The organism is Arthrobacter sp. UYEF36, from assembly GCF_040547025.1.
Taxonomy (GTDB): domain Bacteria; phylum Actinomycetota; class Actinomycetes; order Actinomycetales; family Micrococcaceae; genus Arthrobacter.
Map to the genome: position 1 here is coordinate 1 of NZ_JBEPOX010000023.1, position 8,363 is coordinate 8,363.

Consider the following 8,363-nt stretch of genomic DNA (forward strand, 5'->3'; position numbering starts at 1 on the left):
CGCTGCGACGTGATCTTCGCCATGCTCAAAAACGGAACCTTCTACCTGGAAAAAACTCCTCAGGCAGCTTGACTAAAAGCATAGGGACACCCCCCTGGTGAACCGGCCACAATTTCGCCTCATCTGCGACTTCGTAGCCTCGGATCCTAGGGATACAGGTGACTCGGCGACCGCGGCGACAGCAGTGCCATAGTTTTCGCGAAACGTTCGTCGGCGGCGATTTCAGCGACTTTGGCGCGAAACCTTTGAACAGATCGGCGCCCTTACCGTTAGTTGCGCGTAGTTGCGCGACTACAGTGACCAGCCCACGGCGCGACCAAATCCTCACTCGTTTACGAAACGCAACGCGATCCCCGGCCCACCCCCTACTGTTGATCCTGCACCTAACGAAACCGTTTACGTAAACCGTTTTCCGAAACCGATTACGTAACACGAACACCAGACAACAAGACACCCTCAGGGAGGAGGAACAGTGGTCACCATCCGTGACGTCGCCAAGCACGCCGGCGTCTCCCCCGCCACCGTTTCCCGGGTTGTCAACGGGCTCGTCGGATACTCTGACGAAACAAGGGAACGGGTCGAGACTGCGGTCAAGAGCCTCAGCTACGAAACGGACTACCTCGCCCGGGGCCTTAAGACCCGGCAGACCTCCGTGATCGGGCTGCTCGCCCCAATGGTTTCCGACGCCCTGGCCTCCCAGGTCATGCAGGGCGTGGAGGAGGAGGCCCAGGAACGCGGCTACGCCGTGATGCTCGGGCGCACCGGCGCCAAGTCCGCCTACATCGCCGGATACCTGCGGACCCTGCGCACCTACCGGGCCGCCGGCGTCATCCTCATCTCCGCGGTGATCACGCCGGAGACCAGGCAGCTGCTGGGGCCCAACGTCCCCATCATCTCCGTCGCCATCAGCGACAAGTCGGGCTCCCCCAGCGTGGCCATCGACGACGAACAGGCAGCCTACGACGCGACCCGTCACCTGCTCCGGCTCGGACACCGGCGCATCGGCCTGCTCACCGGCGACCCGGCGTCGGTCCACGTCGCCCAGCCCCGCCAGCGCGGCTACCACCGCGCCATGACCGAAGCCGGCTGCACCCCGGTCACCGCCACCGGCAGCTTCTTCTACGAAAGCGGCGCACGCGGCGTCGACGACCTCCTGCAGCAGGAACCCGGCCTCACCGCGGTCTTCGCGATGAGCGACGAGATGGGCGCCGCCGTCGTCAATGAACTGCAGCGGCGCGGCCTGCGCGTGCCGGAGGACGTCTCGGTCCTGGGCTTCGACGGCACCTCCACCTCCCGGCACGTGAACCCGCCGCTGAGCACCATGGCCCAGCCGCTCGAGGAGATGGGGCGGATGGCCGTGAAAAAGCTGCTCCGCTCCCGCGACCTGGGCCCGAAGATCATGCCGCACCGGCTGGTCGAACGCGGCTCCACCGCACCGCCCAACTCACCATCCCCAGGCAGTCAAGAACCAGTCAGCTAACCCCACACAGACCACCCACCACCGGCGGCAGCCGGCATTCCCCCGTGCCACCAACCGGCCGGCCGCCGCAGTTCCGCATGCACCAAACCACCCGCACCACCCCAAACACAAGGAGCAACACATGAGGCAGCGCCGCCGCACCTGGCAGACTCTTCTCGCCACCACCGCATCCCTGACCGTCGCCGCCGTCGCCCTCACCGGCTGCGGCGGGACCGCCACGGAAGCGAAGAGCACCCCGAAGGCCGCCGCCGCGACCTTCGAGGGCAAGGGCCCCATCAACTACGTCTCCAACCGCGACGCCTCCGGTGCCGCGAACAAGAGCATCGAGGAGTGGAACGCCGCCCACCCGGAGGAGAAGGTCACGTTCATCGAACTGCCGGACTCCGCGGACCAGCAGCGCCAGCAGCTCATCCAGAACGCCCAGATCAAGTCGGACACCTTCAGCGTGCTGAACCTGGACGTCGTCTGGACCTCCGAGTTCGCCGCCAACAAGTGGATCCTGCCGCTGCCGGCCGACGCCGTCCCCACGGACAAGATGATCCCCGCCACGGTCAACGCCGCGACCTACCGGGACTCCCTGGTCGGCGCCCCGTACTACACCGACGGCGCGCTGTTCTACTTCCGCTCGGACCTGCTGAAGGCCGCCGGCATCGCCGCCCCGCCGAAGACCTGGGATGAGATGAAGACCGCCTGCAAGGCGATCCTGGCCCTCCCGGAAGCCGCCGGCATGTCCTGCTACACCGGCCAGTTCGACAAGAACGAGGCCCTCACCGTCAACTTCTCCGAGGCCGTGGCCTCGGCCGGCGGCTCGATCGTCGACGCCGACGGCAAGCCCACCGTCAACACCCCCGAAGCCAAGGAAGGCCTGAACCTGCTGGTGAACGGCTTCAAGGACGGAATGTTCCCGTCCGACGCCATCACCTACCTTGAGGAGCAGGGCCGCCGCGCATTCCAGGAAGGCAAGCTCGTCTTTATGCGCAACTGGCCCTTCCTGCACGCCTCCCTGAGCGCCACCGACGGCTCCAGCCAGGTGGCCGGCAAGTTCGACATCACCTCCATCCCCGGCACCGACGGCCCCGGCGTCTCCACCCTGGGCGGCCGCAGCCTCGCGATCTCCCCGTTCACCCCGAACAAGGCCACCGCGCTGGAGTTCGTCAAGTTCTTCACCAGCGAGGAGCAGGCCCAGAAGCGCCTCGCGCTCAGCTCCCGCGCCCCGGTGTACGCGTCCCTGTTCGCCGATCCCGCCGTCGTCGCCAAGCGCCCGTTCTTCCCCACGCTGCTGACCTCGCTCAACAACGCCCAGCCGCGCCCCAAGGTGGTCCAGTACGGCGCCACCACCAAGGCAATCCAGGAAGAGGCCTACGCGGCCATCACCGGCGCCAAGGACACGGACACGGCCCTGAACGACATGCAGGCCAAGCTCACCGAGCTGACCAAGTAATCCAGCAGTAGCCCCCGCAGTCCAGACCCCACGCCTGGCCGGCCGGTCCACCACGGCCGGCCAGGCACGCTGCAACTCCAGTTAGGTACCAAGCATGACGACGACGACCGCCCCGCCCGCCGGCGCGCAGACCGGCACGCCCCACGCCCCCGGGCCCCGCAAACGCGGCAACCGCTCCCCCGGTGAAGGCCGCATGGCCGCGATGCTGCTCTCCCCCACCCTCCTCGTGCTGGCCCTGGTGATCGTGTACCCGCTGCTCTCCGCGGTGCACCAGTCCCTGTTCCGCGCCGAATCCGGCCTGGATGCGGACGGCTTCGTCTCCGATGTGGAGTCCTTCGTGGGCCTGGCCAACTACGCCGACCTGTTCGTCGGCGAATCCGGCCGGCGCTTCCTGAACGCCTTCGCCAACACCACCTTCTTCACCGTCACCACGGTGTTCCTCGAGACCGTCCTGGGCCTCTGCCTGGCCCTAGCCATGAACCGCGCCTTCCGCGGCCGGTCCTTCCTGCGCGCCAGCATCCTGGTCCCGTGGGCCGTCCCCACCGCCGTCTCCGGCCTGCTGTGGCGCTGGATCTTCCAGTCCGACGGCATCGCCAACAACATCCTCGGCAGCGAAATCCTCTGGACCGCCGAAGGCAACGCCTCCAAACTCGCCGTCATCATCGCCGAAGTCTGGAAGACCGCCCCGTTCATCGGCCTGCTGGTCCTCGCCGGCATGCAGGTCATCCCCGGCGAGGTCTACGAGGCGGCCCGGATCGACGGCGCCGGCTGGTGGCGCCAGCTCGGCTCCATCACCCTCCCGCTGGTCAAGCCCACCCTGCTGGTGGCCGTGCTGTTCCGCATGCTCGACGCGCTGCGCATGTTCGACCTGCCGTTCGTCCTGATCGGCCCCGGCAAGGAATCCGTGGAAACCCTCTCCATGCTGGCCTGGGACGAATCCAACCAGCTGCGCTACGGCTCGGCCTCCGCGTTCGCCGTCATGCTCTTCCTGTACGTCGCCGTCGTCGCGATCGTCTTCGTGAAGGTGCTCGGCGCCGACGTCACTGGCGCCAAGGAACTGAAGCTGCTCTCGAAAACGACCGCACGGAAGAACCGCATCGCGGCCAACCAGACGACTGCGGACGCTGACCAGTTGACCTCTGACCAGGCGAACTCCGCCCAGAAGAAGGACGAGGCCACCCGATGACCATCTCCGACCTCCGCAACGCCGCGGCCGACTCCGGCGCCACCGCCCCAGCGGACGCCCCGCCGTCGAACCGGCCCAAAGCCAAGCGCACCTGGCGCTCCTACAGCGTCTACGCCGGCCTGGCGCTGATCTTCGCCTACTGCCTGGCCCCGTTCTACTGGATGCTGGTTTCCAGCCTCCGCCGCACCGCGGACATCTTCGACAACACCCTGCTCCCGGCCCCGTTCTCGCTGGAGAACTACGCCAAGGTGTTCGACGGCTCCACGATGTTCGGCCAGGCGCTGCTGAACTCCCTGATCGTCGCCGGCACCACCACCACGTTCGCGCTGGTCCTGGGCGTGTTCGCCGCCTACGCCATCTCCCGGCTGAACTTCCGCTTCAAGTCGGTGATCCTCGGCGTCATCATCGCCACGTCGATGTTCCCCGGCATCTCCGTGGTGGTGCCGCTGCTGCGGCTCTTCACGGACATCGGTTGGATCAACACCTACCAGGCGATGATCGTGCCGAACCTGTCCTTCGCGATCCCGCTCGCGGTCTGGAACCTCACCACCTTCATGAAGGCCCTGCCGTTCGACCTCGAGGAGGCCGCCATGATCGACGGCTGCACCAAGTGGCAGGCGTTCCGCCGGGTGCTGCTGCCGCTCGCCGCGCCGGGCGTCTTCACCACCGCGATCCTGACGTTCATTCACAGCTGGAACGAGTTCATCATCGCCCTGTCGATGATCAACGATCCCAAGATCCAGACCGCCACGGTCGCGATCTCCAAGTTCACCGGCGCCACCGAATTCCAGGCGCCCTTCGGCGAGCAGATGGCCGCCGGCGTGATCGTCACCGTACCGTTGGTCATTATGGTGCTGATCTTCCAGCGGCGGATCGTCGAGGGTCTCACCGCGGGCGCCAGCAAATGAGCGCCGTTCCTGCGGGCGCCGTCGCGCCAGCCGCCGAGTGGTGGCAGTCCGCTGTGATCTACCAGGTCTATCCGCGCTCCTTCGCCGACGGCGACGGCGACGGCGTGGGCGACCTCGCCGGGCTCACCGCCCGGCTGCCGTACATCGCAGCCCTCGGCGTGGACGGGATCTGGATGACCCCGTTCCAGCCCTCCCCGCAGGTGGACCAGGGCTACGACGTGTCCGACTACTGCGGCGTGGACCCGCTGTTCGGCACCATGGAGCAGTTCGATACGCTGCTGGAGCTTGCCCACTCGCTGGACCTGCGGATCCTGCTCGACGTCGTCCCGAACCACTGCTCCTCGGAGCACCCGCTGTTCCAGGCGGCCCTCGCGGCCGGGCCTGGCTCGCCGGAACGGGACATGTTCCACTTTGTGCAGGGTCCGGCGGACATGTCCGACGGCGGCGGCTCGGGTTCCGCTGATACCCCGCCGAACAACTGGCAGAGCGTCTTCGGCGGCCGCGCATGGAGCCGCGCCAACCCCGGTTCGGCGACGGATACCGACTGGTACCTGCACCTCTTCTCCCCCGAACAGCCGGACTGGAACTGGCGCAACCCCGCCGTCGGCGACTACTTCGACGATGTGCTGCGCTTCTGGTTCGACAAGGGCGTGGACGGCCTCCGGATCGACGTCGCGCATGCCCTGTTCAAGGCCGACGGCCTGCCGGACTCGCCCTCCACCGGCGGGGTGGTGGACGGGCTGCGGTCCAACCCGCAGGTCTCGGACCAGGAGGAAGTCCACGAGGTCTACCGCCGCTGGCGCACCCTGGCCGAGAAGTATGAGCCGCACCGACTGCTGGTGGGCGAGGTCAACCTGGAACCGGCCCGCGCCGCCCGCTACACCCGCGCCGACGAGATGCAGCAGGCCTTCGCGTTCGCGTTCGTGAAGCTCGGCTGGGCCGCCGAGGCGTGGGCCGCCGCCGGGAACGAGCTCGAAGCCGCACGCCGGCTGCACGGCGCCACCCCCACGTGGGCGCTGGAGAACCACGACATTGTCCGGTCCGTCACCCGGTTCGGCGGCGGCGAGATCGGCGCGCTGCGGGCGCGGGCGGCGCTGGTGGCACTGCTGGGGCTGCCCGGCCCGGCGTACCTGTACCAGGGGCAGGAGCTCGGGCTGCCCGAGGTCGACGTTCCGCTGGAGTCCCGGGTGGATCCGATGTGGGCCCGCGGCGGCGTGTGCCGCGACGGCGCCCGCGTGCCGCTGCCCTGGACCGAAGACCCGGCGCTCAACCACGGATTCTCGCTGGTCGGCCCCACCACCGCCGTTCAGGCAGCGGCGCCCTGGCTCCCGCAGCCCGCGGGCTGGGGCACGCACGCGGTCGAACGCCAGCAGCAGGACCCGGAGTCCACGCTGGCGCTGGTCACCCAGGCGCTGGAAAAGCGCCGGCTGCTGTGGAAGAACGAGGTCTTCGGCCCGGACGACGGCGGCTCCTGGCGCGTCGAGGCAGGGAACCTGCTGATCTGCGAACGCGGCGCCGACTTCTTCGTCGCCGTCGCGATGGGAACCGAACCGGTGCGGTTGCCCGCCGGCACCGTGCTGCTCAGCGCCGCACCCCAGGCCGAGGACGGCTGGCTGCAGCCGAACAACGCCACCTGGGTGCTGCGAGACTGAGGCTAGAGGCCTGATCGTGTGGAGATTGGCTAGGATCGGAGAACGTCGATCAGCCTCGGATACACCAACCGCCATTTTCAAAGGCGCATAAATGTGCCGAGACCGCTGTAGGCCACACAATTTTTTTGCACCTTTGGCAAAGGCATCATTTCCTCAAAACGCCTCGATTACCTTGCAGCCCCTTTTTGGCTGCCAGAGCGCAGCAGTCTTCTACTGACGGGCAATCCCAAGTCCTTCATGCTAAACGACGGCGTCATGTGCAGAGTTTGCGATCATCTGACCTGGTAGGTCAGCTATTTCCGGCCGTCCCGAACTCTTTGACGCACAGTCCATATGGTTCGCGGGTAGAACGGTGGATGCATGTGATAACGCCTGAAGTGCCACGCTGAGAACGGCACACAACAAAGGGGCCCCCAAAGGGGGCCCCTTCCGCTCGGTGCCTTCTATTTCAGGTTCTGAACCGCGTAGTCGGCTTCCTCCGGCGTGAACTTCTCGCCATTCGCCGATGTCAGCTGCTGGCGGATGCCCTCCGGAGACATGGACATAGTCTCCTGGTAGGTCTTGGCTTTCGCCAGGGCATTCGCCTTGTAATCTGCCACGAGGTTATCAACCGCGTATTGCGCTGCTTCAGGCGAGAACTTCTCGCCGTATTCCGATGTGAGCTGCTGGTAGATGCCGGTCTTGCTCATGTGCATAGTGTTGGAGTAGGACTCCGCCTTCTTCAGAGCGGACTTGTACTCGGTAGGGACTGCGGGGGCTGCGGGGGCCGCGGGGGCAGCGGCAGCAGGCGCCGCTGCCTGTGTCTCCGAGGAAGGAGCGACGGAAGCTGAAGAATCGCCCTTGCCAGCGGTTGAAATACCCGAAATGATCATTATCGCGACAATGATCAGAGGGAAAAGGAAGCGCTTCTTCTTAAACCAGGGCCGCGATGCCTTGCGGTACGCCTTCTCCGCCGCCGCCTGGGCTTTGCCGTCACGCTGAGCGTTCGGCATCGTTGTGTTCTCTGTCATTACAGATCCTGTCTAACTGGTTTGGCTATGTTCTCTGGGTGGCTTCTCCGCCATGCGGTGTCACTGAGATGTAGCCCTGTGTCAGACCAGACAGATCAATCCCCCCGAGTCGAACTATAGCCACAGAGACGGGAAACCTGAGTATTGGCTGGGAACTAAGTCTGAGCCTTGCACCGGCCTTCAAAAAAACTTCTGCCGCGCCTTAGGGAGCACCTACGAATCCCTGCCTAAGAGCGACGAGCCGACCCCTCCATCTGTTTCAGGGGTCGTTGGAACCAGGGCGACGCTTGCAACGTCGACGGAGCGAATCACTGGCCGTCAAGCATCAATGGATTAAGGCACTGAATGTTGAGGGCAGAACAAAATACGAGAAGTTGAAACCCACGTGCTAGATTCGCATTTGACTGCGGTCATTGCAGGCTCAGCGCAGCCCTCCGTGGGCGACTATTTGGGGGAAACATACATGCTGTTCTCTGACCGCGTTCGGCCACAGTTAATGGTTGCGTGGGTCGTAGTCCTGCTCCTGATCCTGGCCGTAGTTCCGATTGCTGCCACAAACGCGGCGCCTGATACGACCGCACCGGTGGTCCTCGAAATGTCAATATCGCCGCAGACCGTCGACGTCACGACGGCCTCCCAGCCGGTAACGGTCACCGCACACATCACAGACGACATTTCCGGAACCA

7 protein-coding genes are annotated in these 8,363 nt (G+C 65.7%); 6 read left to right on the plus strand and 1 reads right to left on the minus strand.

Going from position 1 to position 8,363, the window contains the following annotated elements:
* The first annotated feature begins 472 nt into the window (after positions 1-472).
* From ABIB29_RS19865 to ABIB29_RS19885, 5 genes are all read left to right on the plus strand, one after another.
* Complete coding sequence (locus ABIB29_RS19865; RefSeq protein ID WP_354174752.1) at positions 473-1,480, plus strand: LacI family DNA-binding transcriptional regulator; 1,008 nt, start codon at positions 473-475, stop codon at positions 1,478-1,480.
* Between the two features lie 121 nt (positions 1,481-1,601).
* Positions 1,602-2,921 (plus strand): ABC transporter substrate-binding protein, encoded by a 1,320-nt coding sequence (locus ABIB29_RS19870; RefSeq protein ID WP_354174754.1) that lies wholly within the window; start codon positions 1,602-1,604, stop codon positions 2,919-2,921.
* A 94-nt stretch (positions 2,922-3,015) separates the two neighbouring features.
* The gene (locus ABIB29_RS19875; protein WP_354174756.1) at positions 3,016-4,107 is read left to right on the plus strand and encodes a carbohydrate ABC transporter permease; all 1,092 of its coding nucleotides are present in this window, start codon (positions 3,016-3,018) and stop codon (positions 4,105-4,107) included.
* Positions 4,104-5,015, plus strand: coding sequence for a carbohydrate ABC transporter permease (locus ABIB29_RS19880; RefSeq protein WP_354174757.1), 912 nt, complete (start codon positions 4,104-4,106; stop codon positions 5,013-5,015). The genes ABIB29_RS19875 and ABIB29_RS19880 overlap by 4 nt, the downstream gene beginning before the upstream one ends.
* The gene (locus ABIB29_RS19885) at positions 5,012-6,667 is read left to right on the plus strand and encodes an alpha-amylase family glycosyl hydrolase (RefSeq protein WP_354174759.1); all 1,656 of its coding nucleotides are present in this window, start codon (positions 5,012-5,014) and stop codon (positions 6,665-6,667) included. The genes ABIB29_RS19880 and ABIB29_RS19885 overlap by 4 nt, the downstream gene beginning before the upstream one ends.
* Before the next feature lie 443 nt (positions 6,668-7,110).
* Here ABIB29_RS19885 and ABIB29_RS19890 read toward each other — a convergent pair whose 3' ends face one another.
* Positions 7,111-7,677: an Ltp family lipoprotein gene (locus ABIB29_RS19890; protein ID WP_354174761.1), complete on the minus strand. Its 567-nt coding sequence runs from the start codon at positions 7,675-7,677 to the stop codon at positions 7,111-7,113.
* 463 nt (positions 7,678-8,140) lie between these two features.
* On the opposite strand from ABIB29_RS19890, the gene ABIB29_RS19895 reads away from it, so the two are divergent.
* On the plus strand, positions 8,141-8,363 hold a 223-nt coding region (locus tag ABIB29_RS19895; protein ID WP_354174763.1), incomplete at its 3' end, for a hypothetical protein.

Coding starts and splice junctions, on each gene's coding strand:
- ABIB29_RS19870 (WP_354174754.1), top strand. CDS start 1,602: ATGAGGCAGCGCCGCCGCACCTGGCAGACTCTTCTCGCCACCACCGCA.
- ABIB29_RS19875 (WP_354174756.1), top strand. CDS start 3,016: ATGACGACGACGACCGCCCCGCCCGCCGGCGCGCAGACCGGCACGCCC.
- ABIB29_RS19880 (WP_354174757.1), top strand. CDS start 4,104: ATGACCATCTCCGACCTCCGCAACGCCGCGGCCGACTCCGGCGCCACC.
- ABIB29_RS19885 (WP_354174759.1), top strand. CDS start 5,012: ATGAGCGCCGTTCCTGCGGGCGCCGTCGCGCCAGCCGCCGAGTGGTGG.
- ABIB29_RS19890 (WP_354174761.1), bottom strand. CDS start 7,677: ATGACAGAGAACACAACGATGCCGAACGCTCAGCGTGACGGCAAAGCC.